The following is a 389-nucleotide window of genomic DNA, read 5'->3' as shown; positions in this document are numbered from 1 at the left end:
CAGCTCAGCGACGCGTTGGGGTGATGCCAAAAATATCCTAAACAGTTTGGCGACTCGCCGTACAGTGTAAGCGGATTGGTTTAGTGGGTATAAAGAGGCTGTTATGTAATGTAACGGCCTTTTTATTGTGTTGAATTTAGGACGTGTCCTAGGAAAATTATATGACTCAAGCATCGATTATCACACCAGCACCAAAGCTATACTTATTGACCAATGATGATGAGTTTGCGCTGCTGTATCGCAAATTAAAAGCAGCATTAGCGACAGGGTTTATCGGGCTGTTACAAATTCGTCGTAAGCAAGTCCTGTCATTGCCTGATGGTGACGCACATTTATACGAAGAGGCTAGACAGATAGCTGAGTTGGCTAAAGCATACAATGTGCCAGTC

The 389-nt window shown here is 43.7% G+C and carries 1 protein-coding gene; it reads left to right on the top strand.

The window, feature by feature from the left end:
* Window positions 1–161 precede the first annotated feature (161 nt).
* Window positions 162–389: beta/alpha barrel domain-containing protein (locus AAEZ03_RS26155; RefSeq protein ID WP_350582663.1), on the top strand; the 228-nt coding region annotated here is incomplete at its 3' end.

The organism is Pseudomonas sp. HY2-MNA-CIBAN-0224 (assembly GCF_040310285.1).
GTDB classification, from domain to species: Bacteria; Pseudomonadota; Gammaproteobacteria; order Pseudomonadales; family Pseudomonadaceae; genus Aquipseudomonas; species Aquipseudomonas helleri.
This window is presented reverse-complemented; position numbering and strand designations above follow the sequence as displayed.